The sequence below is a fragment of the Acidiluteibacter ferrifornacis genome (assembly GCF_009909615.1).
In the GTDB taxonomy this organism is placed as follows: Bacteria; Bacteroidota; Bacteroidia; order Flavobacteriales_E; family Vicingaceae; genus Acidiluteibacter; species Acidiluteibacter ferrifornacis.
Genome location: NZ_WWNE01000014.1, coordinates 17,072 through 34,759 on the forward strand (window position 1 = coordinate 17,072; position 17,688 = coordinate 34,759).

The window sequence follows — 17,688 nt, forward strand, 5'->3', positions numbered from 1 at the left end:
TTGATGTGCTATTTTTTTGCAATTCTAATATGAGCAACTATCTTCCATCCAATCATTATTATGTAAAAAGCTTAACACAGTTTAATCGAGTTCCTAGTCGAGAAGTAACGATTGGTGAGGTGCCATTAGGTGGAACTAATCCTATTCGTATTCAATCGATGACGACAACGGATACTATGGACACTGAAAAAACTGTGGCGCAGTCTATTCGAATGATAGAAGCTGGGTGTGAATATGTAAGAATTACGGCACCAAGTAAAAAGGAGGCTGAAAACCTGAGAGCAATAAAAGAGGCTCTTCGTGCTAAAGGTCATAAAACACCTTTGGTGGCAGACATTCACTTTACTCCTAATGCTGCAGAAATAGCTGCTCGAATAATTGAAAAAGTAAGGGTTAATCCAGGTAACTATGCCGATAAAAAGAAGTTCGAAAACATCGATTATACGGATGAAACCTACCAAAAGGAACTTGAAAGAATAGAAGAACGTTTTACTCCTTTAGTAAAAATTTGTAAGGAAGAAAATGTGGCGATGAGAATTGGAACCAATCATGGTTCGCTTTCAGACAGAATACTTAGCAGATACGGAGATACACCAGTGGGAATGGTAGAGTCTGCGTTAGAATTTTTAAGGATTTGCGAAAAGCATGACTTTAAAAATATTGTGTTATCTATGAAAGCAAGCAATACTCAAGTGATGGTTCAAGCCTATCGACTTTTGCTTATAAAAATGGCAGAAGAAGGCATGAATTACCCACTTCACCTAGGAGTAACAGAAGCTGGTGACGGGGAAGATGGGCGAATAAAGTCAGCCGTAGGAATTGGAACATTATTGGAAGACGGTATTGGTGACACCATAAGAGTTTCATTGACAGAAGAGCCTGAAGCAGAAATTCCTGTGGCAAAAGCTCTGGCAGAGCGCTACGAGAAAAGAAAAAATCATAAACCAATTCCACCTATTTCGATTAATCCAATTAACCCATATGAGTATAAAAGACGGGCTTCAAGAGAAGTAGTCAATATTGGTGGAAAGCATCATCCTATTGTGTTCGGAGATCTTAGTGGCCGTGAAAAAATAACTGCTGCCAGTCTCTTTCCTTTTGGTTACAATTATTCTGTTTCATTAGACAAATACACTATTTCTGATTTAGCATGTGACTATATTTTTATCGGAAATAATACCGTTGATTTCGAAATTCCTGGGACCCTTGGTTTGGTTACATCGGCTAAAAATTGGCAAAAACAAACCGATAAACCACGACTTTATCCATTGTTTAGTGTAGACGATTATTTAGAGACAGATTTTCATTCTCCTCAACTAAATTTCATCAACGCCAGAATAGAAGAACTTTCAGAGCTTTTCATGGAAACACTAGAGAATGATCCGACTGCAGTGTTGGTTATTGAAACAGATAACGAACACGGAATGGCGGAGCAACGACGAATGTTTATCGAACTGATAAATAATGAATGCTCGACTCCTGTTATAATCAAACGTAGCTACAATGATTTAACTGATGATAAATTCCAATTGTATTCAGCTACAGATTTTGGTGCTTTGTTGATTGATGGTTTAGGAGATGGTATATGGATTGACGCCAACAATTGTGGTTCCAAGCAGTTTATGAATTCTACAGCATTTGGAATTCTACAAGCAACTAGAACTCGAATCTCAAAAACAGAATATATTTCATGCCCTTCTTGCGGACGAACATTATTCGATTTGCAAGAAACGACCGCTAAAATTAGAGCTAAAACCAATCACCTAAAGGGTGTAAAAATTGGCATCATGGGCTGTATAGTAAACGGTCCAGGCGAAATGGCTGATGCCGATTATGGATATGTAGGAACAGGTCCAGGAAAAATCACCTTGTACAAAGAGAAAGAAGTGGTTCGTAAGAACGTACCTGAATTAGAAGCAGTAGATGCGTTGATTGATTTAATCAAACAGCATGGCGATTGGGTGGAGATTTAATTTGCTAATTATTAATTAATTGCTCAGTAATATTAAATTCAACGTTCAAAAATAGACATTGAATCCATTAGAATTCAATCAGTCAATTGATCAATATTCAATTCGTCAATAAATGCATTGGTTAACTCGCTTACTGGCGAGCTTGTAAGTCAATTTAGCAATGATGTAATACTTCGTATTATTTATTGGCAATGATTTAATCTGCCAATAAGTCGATTGGATAATAGAACAATATTCAACCAGTTAATTTTCCGTTATAGAAATTGCGGAGCAATTTTAATCAACCATTTACAACTAATAATTATGGTTATTAGAATTATATCTCGTCTCCATTTTCAAATTCTATTTTACCGTCTTTTTCGTCGGTTAACAATTTGTCCACTTCTTCGAGTTGCTGATAGAATGCAGCGCCATATTTAGTAGTCAGCGGCCCTTTTAGAAATCGGAATACTTTAACATCGAGCTTACTTCCACATTCGCAAGCGGGCTTACAGATGTCCCATTGGTGATAGTTCAATGATTGATGGTACTTTAGTTTTCCAATTCTAATGGGATATAAACTGCATGATTCTGGTTTTTTCCATGTTGTTAATCCTTGATTAAAGCCTTCTTCTAGTCCACATTTTGCAGTACCGCTTTTATCAAAAATAGTATAAGCACATTCCTTACCTTCTACCAGCGGAGTCACATACTCTCCATCATAATCAACCACAAAAGGACCATCCTTCTCAATAGCTGCTATTCCATCTGGTCTCAATAAATGTTTTACCTGCTCGTAAGCTTCAGAAATTTTATCGACCTCATCAGCTTCTACAGGCGCACCTGAGTCGCCCTCCACACAGCAAGCGCCTTTGCAAGCGTTTAAATCACACACAAATTTCTTCTCAAAAAGCTCCTCAGAGAGCAGGATGTCATCTACCATTATCATACGGCAAATTTAATAGATTTTATTGTGCCAAAACCTACTAGAAATTAGTGCAATTTTGATTTATCCATTACTTTTGCGCCATGGCAAATACGAATGAAGATTTATTTAAAAACATCATTGGTCATGCGAAAGAGTATGGCTACGTTTTTCAATCGAGTGAAATATATGATGGACTAAGTGCCGTTTATGACTATGGTCAGAATGGCGTAGAGTTGAAGAAAAATTTGCGCGAATATTGGTGGAAAGCCATGGTGCAGATGCATGAAAATATTGTAGGAATTGATGCTGCTATTTTTATGCATCCAACTACATGGAAAGCTTCTGGTCATACCGATGCATTCAACGATCCATTAATTGACAATAAAACTTCTAAGAAGCGCTATCGTGCTGATGTTTTGATTGAAGATTGGGTAGAAAAAATCCGTCAGAAAATCGATAAAGAAGTGACTAAAGCTGAAAAACGTTTTGGAGAAGCTTTTAATAAAGAAGAGTTTTTAGCAACAAATCAACGAGTGTTAGCAAACCAAGCTAAAATAGACGAAGTAGAAAACCGGTTTAAAACAGCTATGGAAAATGAAGACTTGGCTGATGTTAAGCAACTCATCATCGATCTGGAAATAGCTGACCCGATTAGTGGATCTAAAGACTGGACGGATGTGCGTCAGTTTAACCTGATGTTTTCTACTGAAATGGGTTCAACTGCGGAAGGTGCAAACAAGATTTATTTACGTCCAGAAACGGCACAAGGGATTTTTGTAAACTTCTTAAACGTTCAAAAAACCGGCAGAATGAAAATTCCTTTTGGGATTGCACAAATCGGTAAAGCGTTTAGAAATGAAATAGTTGCTCGCCAGTTTATTTTCAGAATGCGTGAGTTTGAGCAAATGGAATTACAATTTTTCGTTCGACCTGGCGAAGAAATGAAATGGTACGACTACTGGAAAGAAGAGCGAATTAAATGGCATAAAGCAATTGGAATCGCACAAGAAAACTACCGCTTTCACGATCACTTAAAACTGGCACATTATGCCAATGCTGCTTCCGATATTGAATACAATTTTCCATTTGGTTTTAAAGAGTTAGAAGGAATTCATTCTCGTACTGATTTCGATTTGAAGCAACATGAAATTCACTCAGGTAAAAAATTACAATACTTTGATCCGGAAATTAATGAAAGCTATGTGCCTTACGTGATTGAGACTTCAATTGGATTGGATCGTTTGTTTTTAAGTATCCTTTCAGATTCGTATAAAGAAGAGCAATTGGAAGATGGAAGTTCAAGGGTTGTGCTAAAAATTCCTGCATTTTTAGCGCCTACGAAAGTGGCGGTATTGCCATTGACAAAGAAAGATGGATTGCCAGAGAAAGCGAGAGAAATCTTAGATGAATTGAAGTTGGACATGACTTGCCAATACGATGAGAAAAACGCGATTGGGAAGCGCTATAGAATTCACGATGCAAACGGAACTCCATTTGCCATTACAGTTGACCACCAAACATTGGAAGACAACACGGTAACTGTTAGAGACAGAGATACCATGGAGCAAGAGCGCATGCCAATTGCTGAATTGGCTGCATTTTTAGACAAGAAAGTAAATATGAAATATGTATTGAGGAGGTAATTCTCGTTGCACAAAATCCAAAACGCCCTTTTGATTTTCAGAAGGGCGTTTTTAAGATATTTCTTTTATATAATTTGAAATCATTCTGGGCAAAAAAGAAAAACCCCAAGTAAAATACTTGAGGTTTTAGTTTGAGGCCTTACTTATAAAATTTCACAAATGGCTAACTATAAATCATTTTCAGTTTTATAGTTACAGCTTTATAAATTTTTTAGTGCCTACACCTTCTTTACTACTTAAAGAAATAAAGTAATAACCTGGCATTAATCCGTTAAGTGAAATAGTAGCATTCTTTCCGCGTAGCATTTCACTTTTAACTTTTGCACCCCTAAGGTTGTGAATGGCGATTACAACTTCACCATCAAAATCTTGCGACACCTTTAAGAAATCTTGCGCTGGGTTTGGATAAAGCTGAAAACGATTATCTAAATTCATATCCGAAAGCCCAGTAGTAACACCTCTCTCATAAGCACCAATGGCTATAGTTCCGTTTACATAATCCATACGATCTTCTCCTGCCAAATCGTAAGCAGTCCAAGTTGAAAGATATGAAGCCGTATCTCCTTGAGTGGAGTAACTAGTTGTAGGTCTAAAGTCGCCTGCAGCGTAGTTTGCAAAAGGAGAAGCAGTGTTTACAATACTACCTGTTAAATTGTTTAATTCAACCCAATCTCCGCCATTGTTTTTACAGTTGGTATCTATATACTTTGTATAAGTGAGCGCATTGTTATTCATGACAATACTGTCTAAATTTTCATTGTCAAAAAATAGGTTGTTGTCCATGTCCACAGTAACGTCTGAATTAAAGTTGTTGGCTCTTTCTACAACAAACAAGGTTTTATAGAAATTATCTTCATCATTTTTATTGCTAATAAAAGTGTTGTTGGTGTATTGAATGTGGAACTCATCTGTAGACAAATTTGTAAATCTACCACCGATTCCACCACCTGAAGTTACGTCAAGAATAATATCGTTGTTTTCAAACAGGTTATTGGTAAAGGTTGCATAACTGTCATTCTGGTAGCTATAGGTAACTCTAAACTCAAGTAAATAACTTGTATAACTGCGGTTGTTTCTAAAGATACAATTAGAAACCTCTAAAACAGGATCTTTGTAGCTTGTATAGAAATTAAATGCCGCTTGACTGTATTGAATGTTGTTTTCAAAAATACAGTTGTACATACGGATTCCTTTCTGGTAAACTCCCGGATAATCAGTACCAACTCCGCCACCTGTAGTGCTTGAGCTGTTTGCATCTGAAATCGTTAAACCATCTAAAAGAACAACTTCATCACCATTCGAGGAAGAAGCTGGGTCGAGTGGATTTATTCTAATTACGCGATTAGCATTGTCGAGTGTATTATATGTAGAGTCATCTCCGTTTATGTCTCCACTTAACCTAGTTTCATGTATAGATGGATTACGTTGAGAAAGCGAAGTTTCAGTTCCATTAAAACCACCGTAGAGCTTTTCCCCATGGCGAATGTGAAAATAAGTCGATTTTGAAGATGGCGTATAGGTTCCCTCAGCAATCCAAATGTGTGCGCCTGTTACCGTGTTGTTGTCTAATGCGGTTTCTAGGCTAGTGTAGGCACTTAACCAAGAAATTCCATTGTTAAAACCTGTAGCGTCTTTATCTACATAGATGATGGTTTGTGCACTCAAGTAACTACTTCCCAAAAGGGCAAGACTTAGTAAAATTCGTTTCATTTTTTTGATTTTTGGAATTAATTAAAGTTTTACGCAAACTTAATTCCATCAGAGAAGCTCTAGAAATAGCTTTGAGGAAGTGCAAATTTTATTTGAGGAAGTGCATTTATAAGCGAACCATCTCGTAGAATTCTTTTGCCTTTTGACGCGATACTTTTGCTTCAATTCCTTGCGATAAATGAACAGTGCGATTGGTCTTGTTGACACTTTGAATGTAATTCAAATTGACCATCCAAGATTTCTGGCAACGATAGAAAAATAGGTCTTCTTTTAGTTCTTCTTCCAGTTGAGCTATGTTTTTACTTGCCGTATATTGTTTATTGGTAGTATGTATGACAGAGTATGCAGATTGTGCTTCAATGGCTATAATATCAGATTTTTTGAGCAGAACACGCTCTCCTCTATTCATTACCTTTATGGTATTTCTAAAAGAGGTGTTGATGTGATTAACTTGCGTTTGAGTCATTTTGAATTGCTGCTTTTCAGCAAGTTTCAGCGCCACTTGTTTTAACCTACCTACATCTATGGGTTTTAATAAATAATCAATGGCAGAAATTTCAAACGCCTTGATGGCGTATTTGTCATAAGCGGTGCAAAACACAATATCAAAAGTAATTTCGTCAAAAAAATCTACAATTTCATAACCAGCATGCTCGGGCATTTCAACATCCAGAAATACAACATCTATCGGGTTTACTTTGAGGTAGTCTACCCCTTTATGTAAAACATTACAAGCGTGAACAACCTCTATATTTGGACAAAACCGTGAAAGTAACAACGTTAGATTTTCACGTGCACTTGCTTCGTCATCAATTATTAAAGCGCGTATAGATTTCATTGATTTCAAATAAACAAGTTGTTTTTCTGTATTTAAAATATTCTTTAGGAATGGCTATGATTATTTTAGGAATGGTCAAAAAGAGGGATTTTGACCGTTACTCGAGTTCCTAAAACTTGATCGCCTTTTTTTAAGTCTTCGTAAACAACCCCTATTGTAGTTTTGAGTTTTTCCTGCATTAACTCTAGTCTTTTTTGGATAGCGCTGATGGCGTATGATTTATGGTTTGTATTGCGCATTTGGTTGATTTTATTGGAAGCCTCACGACCGATACCATTGTCTTCAATGATACAGGTAAGTGTATCTGAAATCAATATATCAACCTTTAGTTTTCTGTTGGTTTCTTTATGAAATAGCCCGTGCTTTAATGCGTTTTCAACGAACGGTTGAATCAGCATCGGAGGGATTAACTTTTTAGGAAATTGACTTGGGGTATTGATGTCATAGTTAAAGTCGTCTCTAAATCGCAGTTTCTCTAGTCTTAAATACGTCTCAAGAGTTTCTATTTCTTTTTCAATTGGAATAAACTCTTGTTCCGAGGCATTAAGGGTTTCGCGAATCAACATCGCAAATTTGTTAATGTAGTCGTAAGAACTGTCCACATCTCCATGCAATACTAATGTTTGGATAGAGTTAAGCGCGTTGAAGATAAAATGCGGGTTCATTTGGGCCTGTAATGCTTTGAGGTTTGAAGCTAAAATCTTATCGTGATTGCGAAGTTCTAATTCATGGTAAGCTTCATTTAGTTGTTCTTTTTGATTTTTAATCGTTTGAAGTCTGAAATAATTGATTATCAAGGCAAGACTAATTAATGCTAGAATAATTGCAACGGCCCAAATCACAATACTTTGTCGGGTTTCACGTTCTGCAGCAACGGCTAATTCCGCTTCATGTTTGGTTCTTTCTAAAAGTTGCTGTTTTTCGTAATCGTATTGAATGGCCTGCTTTAAGGCTTCGTTTTTCAACGAAACATTCTTGATACTATCATTTAGAGTAGTGTATTCAAGCATATATTTATAGGCTGAATCCAATTGACCCACTGCGGCATAAACTTCGGCTAAGTCTCTCGATGTTCGGCTTAGCAAGCTTTGGAATTCGTGGGATTTTGAAATTTTATAGCCAATTAGGGCATGATGTTTTGCTTCTGCATAATTTGTAGCTTTATAGGCTACACGGCTCAAATTACTATGCGCCATAATAGCATCTTCTGGTTGTCGGTTTTCAGAAGCAATTTTTAGCATTTCTTGAAAAAACAAACGCGCAGAATCCAACTCATTTTCATACATCGCGATATTTCCTAAAATATTAAATCCGTTGCCTTTGGCATTTTCATGACCTGATTCATCTAAGATTTTCATCCCTATTCGGCTTAATATCTTCGCACTGTCTAGTTGATAATTTTCGTAATAATCTGTAGCTATTGAGGTGTATGCAAAACCTTCAATACGTTTTTGGTTTGAAGCACGAGCCGCATTAATAGCCAATTTATAATACTTTTTGCCCAAGGTAAAATTTTGGAGTTGACCATGTAAATCACCCAAGCTTACCGCTACATTAGCAATGGCAAGTGAATCATTGCTTGCTTCGGCAATTTTTAGAGCTTTGTTGTATACATCAATGGCTTTGCGCATATCGCCTTTGAGCTCGTATATCATAGCAAGTGCATCATAAATGAGACTCTCACCTTGTGGATGATTTCCACGTTTAAAATAGGAAAGGGCTTTGAGGTAATAAACAGTAGCAGAATCGGTATTGCCAACTAAATCAAATTGATAACCAATACCACCATTCCCACTGCCTTGATAATAGAGAAGCCTGCGCCATTCTGCTGACCCAGAGTCTGCTTGTGCCACCAAATCAGTAGCTTTATGAAGCATGTAAAGATTGTAGCGGGGCCAAAGGTCATCGTTCCAGCAAGCATCTACTAATGCTTCAATAATTGACAGTTTGCTGGTGTCATGGATAGCTGCATGATAGTTTTTTACTGTTTCAATAACTAGACTAGAATCATCTGCTGAAAGCACTATTTCATTCAAGGAATCAACAAGAAAATACGCTGAATTTGAAAAATCAATTTGTGCCTTGCCGATACTAACAGAGAATACCATAAAAGCAAGGACGGTTATTCTATTTATTATTCGCCACAAAACTTTAAAAAAATGAATAAAAGTAAAGAATTGTGTGTTATTTGCCTCTCAAAATTTTACTTTATGGAGTCAGTATTCGTGTAAATAGTGGGCTTTACGGTATGGTAGACATAAAACATAATTGATCATAAAGTTATTCTATCAAGGTTTCTTTAAAGTATTAACGGCTTGGCTATGCGCAGTGTCCCGTAGGGTATGCACTATAGCCATTGTTGGCGGTAGTATTCTTTCAATCTCTTGTGTGCCACATCAATATGAAAGGGTTTCATAATTTCTTTTTTTCGCTCCGTCCATTCTCCAATTTTAGCAACTATTTCCTCTGTACTTTTAATGTTTTCATTTTGAGAAACGTAATCAACAGTTGCAAGAAGCTCTAATCCATATGGAGACTCGAAACCTTCGATTAGTTCCCTTGTCTTTTTAAGTCGTTCGAGTTGATTACTATCTAATTCTTTTTGAGCATAAGTTGAAACTTTATCAAAATGATTAATAGTGACAGTTGAGCTTGGCTTAGTTTCTTCATGCTTAAAATTGAGGTAATATCCGTTAAGATACTTCAGTAAATGTTGAAGTCGGTTAGAATAAGGCCCGTAATGTCCTTTTTCATATTGTAAATTTAAAGGCTCTCCTATTCTTTGCAGAAAATAAGCGATTTTTTGAGCAACTAATAAGTTTATTGAATAACCTAATACTTGGTAGTCTTTTAATGCGTAAAGAAGCATTGCTCTTGCAGGTGTTAAGGCAATTTCTTTTTTTACAGGAACTGTTTGGTTATTGAAGCCTGGTTCATAAATGACCACTTCAATATCATTATTAATATTTTGTAATTCATTAATAATTATTGGTTTAACTTCGTTCCAATTCAGTCCTCCATTTCCACATCCCAAAGGAGGTATTGCAATTGATTTTATCTCATTAGTTTTAATTGTCTCCACTAATTCTTTCATTCCACTTTTTACAAAATCAATTTTTGAACGCCCTTTCCAATGTTCTTTAGTGGGAAAATTTATAATAAATTTTGGCATTAATTGTCCTGTATTAGTTGTGAACATTGTGCCAACAGTAAATTCTTTATTGTCACAAGCTTCTTTATACAGCTTATAATTTAGTGGAAATGCTTTTTTGAATGCTAAAGCAATTCCTTTGCCCATTACACCAACTGTGTTTACTGTATTTACTAAAGCTTCAACATCAGCCTTTAAAATATTTCCTTTTGTGAATCGTATCATCTTAATAGTAATAATTTGGTTTCACAACTACATTACAACTAATGTTATTAGCTGCAAGTTTAGTTAAAACAATTGATTTAGCATTTTCATTATAAACAACTATTGCAAGTATCATTGAAAAGGTCAATTCGTTGTGAATTAAGAATTCTGCTTGCTTCTTCCTTTTTCGGTCAGGGTCTTCTTCTGTATCATTCCACCTTATAAGATTCACGGTTTTCCAATCTACTTCTTTTAAATCAGTTTCTTGCTTGAAAAATTGAGACAAATGGTGATATCCATGACCATCCGTAAAAACAAAGTCTGAATTGTTGTTTTTTACAGTTTCGAAATTTGTAATCAAATAGACTATATCTTCTGGAGGACGCTTGGTAACATTGTTGTATCCATTTTGAATATTAAAAAGCATTGGAGACCTCGCACCAAAATAAAACGCAACGTAATCTGAGAAGTCTACATTTGGCACAATTGGTATCTGCCTGGATTTTCTTCTCTGTATCAACGAAGAATCGCCAATTCCAATAAAATTAGAATCACTATCAGGAGAATTTGGGCAACTAATTTTTTGAGACTTAAAAATGAAGTCTAGATTATTAATATGCGTTATTCGATACAAGTATATAGTATCTGGAATTTTCATTCGTTCTATGTTATTACAGCCAACATTCTAATAAAGCGAAAAGTACATTTATTCACCTTATATGTCCAAGTTAAATTTATTTATATAAACGGCTAAAAACAAACTATTATTTACCGTTTACAATCGAGCAGCCTTATGGTAATTAATGGACTTAGCAGAAGTTTCATTTTTAACTTTTTTGACTAAAAAAAGGGCAAGTAATTTTAAGAAAATCGACCTATTCCTTAACCAACTTTTGTTGATGAATCAATTCCTGACTTTCATTAAACAATTGAATCAAATAAACTCCTTTGACTAAAGCAGCAACTGAAATTTGTTGATTGCTTACCGCTCCAGATTGAATTGCTTTACCTTGCAAATCAGTAATTACGTAATTATAAAAGCTAGGCTTTGAAATACGCACCTCATCTTTTACTGGGTTTGGATAAAGTTCAATATTAGATTGGCTTGTCTCTTCATTTAATTCAGTAGTGATGGGGTATTCAATCACAAAATACAGTTGATTGGCTGTACTTATATCATTCCACTGACCTGCTACTCCTAATGGCCAATTGTTAATGGCCAGCCCTAATCCATCTTGGTTATTATTAAAATCATCTGGTTCATTTCCCCAATTGGTGAATGCACCATTTACAGGCATTCCATTGGCTTTGCCTTGCCAAAATGGAGACGTTGACCCTTGGTTATCGCCATCCCACACCCACGAACCTTCGGAAGCAATATCATTTCCGCCCAACCACAAATAAGATGCTCCCCCACCATCAGGGGCTACTGTTTGGCTAGCCGTAATACCAGCTTGGTTCACAAAATAATACACACTATCTTGTTCCAACTGAGAGGTAATTTCTGCCAAAAATCCATTCCTACTTACTGCACAGGCAGCAGCAGTAGTCCAATTGAGCTTTTGTTTAATAACCTCGTAGTTTTTTCCCTGAATAGTAAATGCATAGATATTATTAGAAGAAATTGAACATTGTGCAAAAGCACTACCTGCGCTAAAAATTGTTATGAATATAAAGGCTAATTTTTTTATCATTTTAAACTATTAATTAAATCTGACTACAAAATTCATGATCACATCAACTGCTTTTCCTCTTTGAAATCCTGGTTTCCATGTTGTCATGCTATTGATAATCGTAATGGCAACATTATTGGTTTCATCCGAAAGGCCTCTTAAAATATTTGCATTGGTGACTTTTCCTTCTGAATCAATGGTAACATTTACAAATACATTCCCTTTTTCTGTAACGCCGGATGCTTCAGCTTTTTGTTCAATGTAATTCATCACTTTTTGAGTACTTTCTTCTTGCGTTGTCGCTCCATCAAATAAGGGCATTTGTTCTACAATTGTAAATGTTTGTTCAATTTCCTCAGGTACATTACTTTGACAGAATGAGGAGAAGGCAAGTAATATGATTACTAACAGAATCCCAATTTTTTTCATATGCTAAATATATGTTTTTTGTTTATTTAAGCGTTGAACTGTTTTTACATAAATTGACCATTTATGCTACAGTAATTCTCTGAACATAAATTTTACTATCTTCAAACCTCAATTTAATTGTATTTATAATGCTTCGAAATCTTATCAGCAATACTAAAGATCAATCAAAATCAGGGTTTCGCTATCGTGGTGATGGAAATACCAGATTGGAAAACCTGACCGATGCTGTTTTTGCTTTTTCAGTAACCTTGTTAGTGATTTCATCTGAAGTGCCAAAAACTTATGTAGAGCTTGAAGCATCTATGTATGGTTTTGTTGGCTTTATTGCTTGTACAATGATGTTGTTCGGAATTTGGAATTCACACAATGAATTCTTTTTGAGATATGGCTTGACCGATAAACTGACCAAAACGCTCAATTTCTTATTTCTCTTTTTGCTGTTATTTTATATCTATCCGTTAAAATATCTCTTCTCTTTTATCGGCACACTTTTCTATTTAAGGATAAAAATGGCGTTGGGAGACCAATCTGAGGCGCTTCTTATAAAAATGAACGAATTGTCTGCATCAAATATGGAGGTCGAACAATGGACAGATCTAATGGTACGGTTTGGAGTAGGTATATTTTGTATTTACACGATATTCTTTGCATTTTATAGAAATGCATTGAAAAAGAGGGAACAATTGCAGTTGAATGATTTAGAAATTCATGAAACTAAAACGTACATGCATTGCTACCTTTTTGTCATGGCCGTAAGTGTAATTTCTATTTTAGTTGTATTACTTTTTGGAGGGGATTATTCTCATGTTTCAGGCCTTATTTATGTTTCGATTGCCATCTTCACTCCAATCTATAAAAAAAGAAGAAATAGGTTGTATGTAAAGGCATCAGAAAGAGCTGCGGAGGAAAAAACAGAGGAAGATGAGCGTAAAGCCTAATATTTTACGATTCGATGAAATTGATCTTTTAAACGAAGAAAATAAATACCATTCGATTGGAAGGATAAATCTATTTTAGTTTCAGTACTTAAATTCTGAATATTTATCTGTCCTGTTATATCCTCACCAATAATCGAGAAAACTCTTATTTCATTAAGATCAACAATAGTCGATGGAAAGTAGAAAATGCCTTTAGACGGGTTTGGGTATAGCTTAATAGTTTGAGTTGCATCAATTTCTATTGTTTCTATTGTAGAGCAAGAAAATTTTCCATTAAAGTCGGTTTGTTTCAATCGGTAGTATTTAGTTTTTTCTGGAGAATTAATATCTAAATGTGTGTATTCCTGAGTGACAACTGAATTTCCTGCGCCTTTTATTCTTGAGACAATTTGCCAATTTATTAAGTCAGTTGATTTTTCTATAGTAAAATAGTCATTATTGACTTCTGAAAGGGTTATCCATTTAATCAAGATATAATTATCAATCGTTTGTGAAATTTCAAATAGATGTAGTTCAATTGGTAATGCTGATCCAGAAAAGGACGGGGGAACATCTGAAGGGAAATCAGGTGCATTTCCATCATTGGACTGATCTCCAGCTCCATCGTCAGTTGTCCAGTTTATAGGTAAGCCAATTAATGCAGCACAAGCACTGACAGTAGAATTACAAATACTTAGTCCGGTATAAACCATCACGTCGGGATCACCTAAGATAGTTGTTGCAGAAACCAAATCTATTAATCCAGTGCCTAATAATGTTCCATCACTCAATGTAAATCCCGAGTTGGTGATTGCTGATAGAAATTTAGTTGGTGTGACGTCATCGGAACCCAAGTAGGCATATAGTACTTCGTCTGCTGCATTTAAGTTAATTTCCCCTGAGATTGACCCTACTGAGGCTCCATAATTAAGATCAGCATCATCAGATGTGCTATTAAAATTTACTACGGTGCCTGCTGGTACTACACTGCCGCCCGTAGACCATGTTATCTCACCTTCAGTTGTATTTATAAATGCCCCTCCCAACCCAATCACCGAGCCATTCCATTCATTATCTGAGAAGTAAATAGTAGAACTAGAGGGAATATCAATTAAAGAGACTATTGCAAACCCATCTGTTCCATCAGCATTGAACCCAACAAACATAATGGTCCCTTCTACCAACTGAGCACTGGTACTTGAATAAAACATCAAAGAAAAAAGGAAGCTTAAAATTCTCATCCTTTTAAAGTTATGAAAAAATTATGAAAATTTAACAAAAGTCAGATAAATACTTTAATCGACTGATAATTATCATTTAACTGTAATAGTGTCCTTTTTATCTTTACAAAAACAAAAAAACATGTCTAATAAACTTGCTGAAATAATTAAGAATATCACTAGAGATCAGCGTATTTTCATTCAAGGTGCTGCAATGACGCCGAAGTTTTTGGTCGATGCGATGTGTCAAGATTACAAACGAATGTCGAATATTGAGATTATACATTTACATACTGAAGGGGAAGCGCTATACACTCAGGATCCTTATCGGGACACTTTTCACATCAATAGTTTTTTCGTTGGAGGAAATGTTCGAAACTGTATTAATCTGGGTTTTGGCGGATATATCCCTATTTTTCTGAGTGAAGTTCATTTATTGTTCCAACGAAATAAGTTGCCAATTGATGTGGCATTGATTCAAGTTTCACCGCCAGATAAGCATGGGTATTGTTCGCTAGGCAGCTCTGTTGATGTAACTTTAGCGGCTATCGAATCTGCCAAAGTGGTTATTGCTCAAATTAATGAGAATGTTCCAAGAACACACGGAGACGGGATAATTCACATTAGCCAAATCAATTATAGTGTATATCATAATCATCCTATATATCAAGCAACCACAAAGTCAGCGACAGTAATAGAAGAGCAAATTGGGAAACATGTAGCCAGTCTAGTGGAAGATGGGGCAACCTTACAGATGGGTATTGGTGGAATTCCAAATGTCGTTTTGGCGAACCTGACCAATCACAAAGATTTGGGAATTCACACTGAAATGTTCTCAGATGGAATTTTACCCTTAATAAAATCGGGTGTTATCAATGGAAAATATAAAAAACTAAAACCGGGAAAAATTGTCAGTTGCTTTGCCATGGGAACTCAGGAGTTGTATGATTTCATGGATGACAATCCTTCGGTGCATATGAAAGAAGCTTCATACACCAATAATACCGGATTGATACGAATGAATCCCAAAGTAACAGCGATTAATTCAGCAATAGAAATTGACTTAACAGGACAGATTTGCGCTGACACTATTGGGCAATACCAATATTCTGGTGTGGGTGGACAAATGGACTTTATTCGAGGAGCATCATTATCTGAGGGAGGGAAGGCCATTATTGCATTACCTTCTATTACAAAAAGTGGAGTCAGCAAGATTGTTCCGTTCCTGAAGGAAGGAGCAGGAGTGACAACTACACGTGCTCATGTTCATTATATCGCCACCGAATACGGCGTAGTAGACTTATTCGGGTTGAACTTAAAACAGCGCGCAAATGCGTTAATTTCAATCGCACACCCTGACCACAGAGAAGCACTCGATAGAGCGGCTTTTGAACGATTCAATGAAAAGTTCTAAAACTTACTTACCGTGAAATTCAGTTTTAGGCAATTGCTCAACTGCTTTCAAGAATCGAGCAAACCAGGCCATGGCTTCCGCATTCGACTCCTTTTTGTGTTTCGAAATCCCATGATCGTCGCCTTCATAAACAATCAAGCGGTAAGGAATTCTGTACCTCTCAAACTCTAAAGCTAAAGTGAGACTTTGATTAGGCTTGACTCTCCAGTCTGAACCTCCATGCATCAACAATACCGGCGTTGTCTTTGAAAATTGATCGACCCAATAAATGGCAGAACGCTTCTTTAACTCTTGTTCTTTGTTCTCCTCATAGTTTGGGATCAACTCGGCATAGACAGATGCTTCCATTACAGGGCGATCTTTTATCAATTCAATATGATCTGTGACTCCACCACCGACAACAACAGCTTTAATGTTATTCATTTTGGCCATTGCCATATACGTCATCATGCCACCTCTACTCCAGCCATACATCCCAATTTTTGAGGTGTCCGCTTTTTCTAATTCAGCTAGAACGTTTGGTAAAACAATTACATCATTTACATCAGCACCGCCAAATTCCTCGGTTCCTTCGCCTCCTGCATTTCCTCTATACTGGCTCGCAATGACAACATATCCTTCTTTGGCTATGCTACTAAAAAAGCGAATTATTCCACTAGCATTCCAAGCCCCAAAATCTCGATTACCACCACGATTAAAAATGATACATGGGTATTTCCCTTCTGCTTTCGGCTGAATTACGTAGGCCTTTACTTTCAACCCATCACTTAAATAAGTCAATTCATTAATTTCAATGCTATCCAAATAATTGTAAGCAGCACTTTTTGCTTTTAAATCATGATAAATAGGATATTGAATAATATCTACCGATTGATTTTCAACAATTATTGACTGATTCGATTGCGCATGACATCCTAAACCGAATATTAGAATAATTCCTTGAAGAAATATTAGGATATACCTCATAGCTGATAAAGATAACCTATTCGCATAAAAAAAGGAACCTCAAACTGAGGCTCCTTTACTATTTATGAAAACAAAATTATTGAAATATTGCCTTTACTTCACATTCGAAAATTTTCCATCGGTTATCAACTTCCCACTATTGGTTGTTCCATTAAACGTTCCCGTTACGCCCGTTCCCGCAGGATCAAACGCTGTAATAGTGACCTTACCCGAAACCGCTTCGCCAACTCCAGAACTAGCTGAATAATACTCTATATTTGCTGTACCAACTGCACCTGTTGTGTCGATTGTGTAATCACCTACTGCACTGCCATAAATATCAAGCTCAACTTGCTCAAACGTACCTGCACTGCCATTCTCCCAATAAATTCGATTTCTACCATTTGCTAATGCCTTAAAAGTGGCATTTCCAGATTTCTGTACACCATCATAAACCATACAAAAGTTACCTGTTGCACATGTGTTAGTTATAGGGGTATTCTCCTCTTTGTCATCATCGTCGTCTTTACACCCTATAAAAGAAACAGCGCTACCAATTATTGCTATGACTAGAATTCTTCTTAACATACTTCTCATAATTACTATTTTAAGTTTTTATCAAAGGTTATAAAAGACAACAATATGTTTCTATAAGGGAAACAAC

Annotated in this window: 15 protein-coding genes; 4 read left to right on the forward strand and 11 right to left on the reverse strand. The window is 36.1% G+C overall.

Translation table 11 applies throughout. The features are described from left to right. The first annotated feature begins 29 nt into the window (after positions 1–29). Entirely contained in the window at positions 30–1,973 is a 1,944-nt protein-coding gene (ispG, locus tag GQN54_RS13770; protein WP_160634150.1) for a (E)-4-hydroxy-3-methylbut-2-enyl-diphosphate synthase, read from the forward strand. A 316-nt stretch (positions 1,974–2,289) separates the two neighbouring features. Here the strand turns inward: ispG and GQN54_RS13775 are convergent, their stop codons facing one another. Continuing rightward, the gene (locus GQN54_RS13775; protein WP_160634151.1) at positions 2,290–2,901 is read right to left on the reverse strand and encodes a DUF3109 family protein; all 612 of its coding nucleotides are present in this window, start codon (positions 2,899–2,901) and stop codon (positions 2,290–2,292) included. 80 nt (positions 2,902–2,981) lie between these two features. Between GQN54_RS13775 and GQN54_RS13780 the strand changes: the two genes are divergently transcribed. Continuing rightward, positions 2,982–4,523 (forward strand): glycine--tRNA ligase, encoded by a 1,542-nt coding sequence (locus GQN54_RS13780; RefSeq protein ID WP_160634152.1) that lies wholly within the window; start codon positions 2,982–2,984, stop codon positions 4,521–4,523. Between the two features lie 192 nt (positions 4,524–4,715). Here the strand turns inward: GQN54_RS13780 and GQN54_RS13785 are convergent, their stop codons facing one another. The 7 genes from GQN54_RS13785 to GQN54_RS13815 form a co-directional block, all read right to left on the reverse strand. Beyond that, on the reverse strand, positions 4,716–6,233 hold the full coding sequence (locus GQN54_RS13785) for a T9SS type A sorting domain-containing protein (protein WP_160634153.1): 1,518 nt from the start codon (positions 6,231–6,233) through the stop codon (positions 4,716–4,718). 106 nt (positions 6,234–6,339) lie between these two features. After that, positions 6,340–7,071: a LytR/AlgR family response regulator transcription factor gene (locus GQN54_RS13790; RefSeq protein WP_160634154.1), complete on the reverse strand. Its 732-nt coding sequence runs from the start codon at positions 7,069–7,071 to the stop codon at positions 6,340–6,342. 65 nt (positions 7,072–7,136) lie between these two features. Next, positions 7,137–9,218 (reverse strand): tetratricopeptide repeat-containing sensor histidine kinase, encoded by a 2,082-nt coding sequence (locus GQN54_RS13795; RefSeq protein WP_160634155.1) that lies wholly within the window; start codon positions 9,216–9,218, stop codon positions 7,137–7,139. 200 nt (positions 9,219–9,418) lie between these two features. Next, complete coding sequence (darG, locus tag GQN54_RS13800; protein WP_160634156.1) at positions 9,419–10,447, reverse strand: type II toxin-antitoxin system antitoxin DNA ADP-ribosyl glycohydrolase DarG; 1,029 nt, start codon at positions 10,445–10,447, stop codon at positions 9,419–9,421. Position 10,448: 1 nt separating this feature from the next. Next, the gene (darT, locus tag GQN54_RS13805; protein ID WP_160634157.1) at positions 10,449–11,084 is read right to left on the reverse strand and encodes a type II toxin-antitoxin system toxin DNA ADP-ribosyl transferase DarT; all 636 of its coding nucleotides are present in this window, start codon (positions 11,082–11,084) and stop codon (positions 10,449–10,451) included. 217 nt (positions 11,085–11,301) lie between these two features. Further along, positions 11,302–12,120: a T9SS type A sorting domain-containing protein gene (locus tag GQN54_RS13810; protein WP_160634158.1), complete on the reverse strand. Its 819-nt coding sequence runs from the start codon at positions 12,118–12,120 to the stop codon at positions 11,302–11,304. 9 nt (positions 12,121–12,129) lie between these two features. Beyond that, the gene (locus tag GQN54_RS13815; protein ID WP_160634159.1) at positions 12,130–12,528 is read right to left on the reverse strand and encodes an energy transducer TonB; all 399 of its coding nucleotides are present in this window, start codon (positions 12,526–12,528) and stop codon (positions 12,130–12,132) included. Between the two features lie 128 nt (positions 12,529–12,656). Here GQN54_RS13815 and GQN54_RS13820 point away from each other — a divergent pair, with 128 nt between their 5' ends. Then, on the forward strand, positions 12,657–13,466 hold the full coding sequence (locus GQN54_RS13820) for a TMEM175 family protein (RefSeq protein WP_160634160.1): 810 nt from the start codon (positions 12,657–12,659) through the stop codon (positions 13,464–13,466). Here GQN54_RS13820 and GQN54_RS13825 read toward each other — a convergent pair. Beyond that, positions 13,463–14,686 carry a T9SS type A sorting domain-containing protein gene (locus GQN54_RS13825; RefSeq protein ID WP_160634161.1) on the reverse strand — a complete coding sequence of 408 codons (1,224 nt, stop codon included), beginning with the start codon at positions 14,684–14,686 and terminating at the stop codon, positions 13,463–13,465. The genes GQN54_RS13820 and GQN54_RS13825 overlap by 4 nt on opposite strands. Before the next feature lie 121 nt (positions 14,687–14,807). On the opposite strand from GQN54_RS13825, the gene GQN54_RS13830 reads away from it, so the two are divergent. Next, positions 14,808–16,079 (forward strand): acetyl-CoA hydrolase/transferase family protein, encoded by a 1,272-nt coding sequence (locus tag GQN54_RS13830; protein WP_160634162.1) that lies wholly within the window; start codon positions 14,808–14,810, stop codon positions 16,077–16,079. A 3-nt stretch (positions 16,080–16,082) separates the two neighbouring features. Here GQN54_RS13830 and GQN54_RS13835 read toward each other — a convergent pair whose 3' ends face one another. Then, complete coding sequence (locus GQN54_RS13835; RefSeq protein ID WP_160634163.1) at positions 16,083–17,045, reverse strand: alpha/beta hydrolase family protein; 963 nt, start codon at positions 17,043–17,045, stop codon at positions 16,083–16,085. 93 nt (positions 17,046–17,138) lie between these two features. Next, positions 17,139–17,621, reverse strand: a complete 483-nt coding sequence (locus GQN54_RS13840; protein WP_160634164.1) for a hypothetical protein — start codon at positions 17,619–17,621, stop codon at positions 17,139–17,141. Positions 17,622–17,688 lie beyond the last annotated feature (67 nt).

Coding starts and splice junctions, on each gene's coding strand:
- ispG (WP_160634150.1), top strand. CDS start 30: ATGAGCAACTATCTTCCATCCAATCATTATTATGTAAAAAGCTTAACA.
- GQN54_RS13775 (WP_160634151.1), bottom strand. CDS start 2,901: ATGATAATGGTAGATGACATCCTGCTCTCTGAGGAGCTTTTTGAGAAG.
- GQN54_RS13780 (WP_160634152.1), top strand. CDS start 2,982: ATGGCAAATACGAATGAAGATTTATTTAAAAACATCATTGGTCATGCG.
- GQN54_RS13785 (WP_160634153.1), bottom strand. CDS start 6,233: ATGAAACGAATTTTACTAAGTCTTGCCCTTTTGGGAAGTAGTTACTTG.
- GQN54_RS13790 (WP_160634154.1), bottom strand. CDS start 7,071: ATGAAATCTATACGCGCTTTAATAATTGATGACGAAGCAAGTGCACGT.
- darG (WP_160634156.1), bottom strand. CDS start 10,447: ATGATACGATTCACAAAAGGAAATATTTTAAAGGCTGATGTTGAAGCT.
- darT (WP_160634157.1), bottom strand. CDS start 11,084: ATGAAAATTCCAGATACTATATACTTGTATCGAATAACGCATATTAAT.
- GQN54_RS13810 (WP_160634158.1), bottom strand. CDS start 12,120: ATGATAAAAAAATTAGCCTTTATATTCATAACAATTTTTAGCGCAGGT.
- GQN54_RS13815 (WP_160634159.1), bottom strand. CDS start 12,528: ATGAAAAAAATTGGGATTCTGTTAGTAATCATATTACTTGCCTTCTCC.
- GQN54_RS13820 (WP_160634160.1), top strand. CDS start 12,657: ATGCTTCGAAATCTTATCAGCAATACTAAAGATCAATCAAAATCAGGG.
- GQN54_RS13825 (WP_160634161.1), bottom strand. CDS start 14,686: ATGAGAATTTTAAGCTTCCTTTTTTCTTTGATGTTTTATTCAAGTACC.
- GQN54_RS13830 (WP_160634162.1), top strand. CDS start 14,808: ATGTCTAATAAACTTGCTGAAATAATTAAGAATATCACTAGAGATCAG.
- GQN54_RS13835 (WP_160634163.1), bottom strand. CDS start 17,045: ATGAGGTATATCCTAATATTTCTTCAAGGAATTATTCTAATATTCGGT.
- GQN54_RS13840 (WP_160634164.1), bottom strand. CDS start 17,621: ATGAGAAGTATGTTAAGAAGAATTCTAGTCATAGCAATAATTGGTAGC.